A 2,004-nucleotide genomic window follows, 5' to 3' on the forward strand; every position below is an offset into this window, starting at 1 on the left:
GAAGGATCGCCGGAGCAGGCGACAGCGATCGGAACCAAGATTGCCGCGAGCGTTACGAACAGTCGACGACGGCCGCGCTCGAAATGATGGAACACTCCCATGTCGTGTCTCCTGTTGTTGGCGAGCAGTTGCCGCGGTAACGGCAAGCGCCTTGGGGGTCGTTCCGCTACTTTCCCGTGAAAAATACAGAGCGATCCGCAGCGCGTCCGGTTGGCAGGCGGCCGTCCTGGGCCGCCCCGCCATGTCGTACGCCCATTGGCGCGTCAGTCGTGACCGGTCTTCATTTCCCGGACCTGCTGCATGACCTGCTCCAGATTGTAGCTTGCCGGGTCCTGCATCGGCGGGAAGTCGACGTAGGTCTGGAGGTGCTTCAGCCACAACTGCTGCCCGATGGGTAGCATGTTCCAATCGTAGACGTAGGCAGTGGACGGTGATGCGATGGCTCCGCCCGTACCGAAGAGCGTCTTCAACTGTTGTCCGACCGAAGTCTCGAAAGGATCGCGCTTGATGTTGACGACCTGCGTCCAGGCGTAGGGGACCACGCCCGTGATAAAGCCAGCCGGGTCGTCCGACACCATCGCGAAGTACATCTTCCAGTTCTTGTATCGCACTGCCGACGGCTCCTTACCGGAGTAGTACAAGAAGTGGTCGCGCGCGGATTTTTCCGACTTGCCTTCCAGGTAGTCGCGCTGGTTGACCCCGTCGAGCGTGGTCTTGGCGATGCCAGGATACTCGCCCTTCTCGATCCGCGCCTTCAGCTCGTTGCCCTTGGGGCCGCCGGCAATGTCGACCAAGGTGGGCAGCCAGTCGAGAGCGGCGAACATCTCGTTCTTCACCGTTCTGGGCTCGATATGCCCGGGCCAGCGTACAACCAGCGGCGCGCGCATGCCGCCTTCCCAGGTGGACAGCTTGCCGCCCTTGAAGGGGGTGGTGCCGCCGTCGGGGAAGGTGATCGTCTCGGCGCCGTTATCGGTGGTGAAGACGATGATGGTATTGTCGAGCTCACCCATCTCCTCAAGCTTTTTCAGCACGTAGCCGATGTTGTCGTCCATCTGCTTCATGCCGGCTTCGTTGACGCCCCAGTCCTTGCCGCCAGGCTCGCCGACCATGGCCAGGTACTTGTCCGGGAGCACGGTCGTGATGTGCATACGGGCCGGGTTGTACCAGACAAAGAACGGCTTCTTCGTCTTCTCGGGATCGTTGCGGTCGAGGAAGTCGATAACCTTGGCCGAGATCTCCTCGTCCACGGTCTTCGATCGCTCCAGCGTCAGCGGGCCCTGATCCTTGCAGCTTTGGTTCGCCGCAGTCCCGTCGGACGATGTGCACGCGAGCATCGGACGCGGTGGCGTCAGGCAAGTTGTCGTCTTGGGATCAACGGCCGCGGGATCCTCCGCAAGTCCTGGGATCGGCGTGTTCTTGCAAGGCGGCGCGAGTGTCTGCTCGGTCGGTGTCCTGTTGATATCAGGGAAGCTTACTCCCTGCATGGCGTCGAGGTGATACAGATACCCCCAGAACTCCTGGAAGCCGTGCGCGGTCGGCAGGGATTCAGTGTGATCTCCGAGATGGTTCTTGCCAAACTCGCCGGTGTTGTAGCCGAGATCGAATAGGAACTTGGCGAGCGAAGGCGTGCCGGTCCGCAAGTAGGACGGGCTTCCGGGAATTTCCGGTAGGACCATGCCGACGCGCACCGGCTGCATGCCGGTGAGGAAGGCAGTGCGTCCGGCCGTGCAGCTCTGCTCGGCGTAGTACGTCATGAACTTCGCACCCTCATTGCCGATGCGGTCAATGTTGGGCGTTTCTCCCACCGCAATGCCTTGATGATAGATGCTCGGCTGCATCCAGCCGATGTCGTCGCCCATGATGAACAGGATGTTCGGCTTTCTCGTCTCCTGAGCTTGCGCCGGGGCGATCGCGCCCCAGAGAAACGCCACAGTCGTCAACGCACCGAGACTGTAACTAAGGCTTTTGCGGATCATTTTCAGCTCCTCCGGTGAATACACATCT

The 2,004-nt window shown here is 61.0% G+C and carries 1 protein-coding gene; it reads right to left on the reverse strand.

The window, feature by feature from the left end:
* Positions 1-263: 263 nt before the first annotated feature.
* Positions 264-1,859: an arylsulfatase gene (locus AC070A_RS34510; RefSeq protein WP_244495556.1), complete on the reverse strand. Its 1,596-nt coding sequence runs from the start codon at positions 1,857-1,859 to the stop codon at positions 264-266.
* Positions 1,860-2,004: the final 145 nt, after the last annotated feature.

The sequence above is a fragment of the Ensifer sp. GW101-20A05 genome (assembly GCF_059424735.1).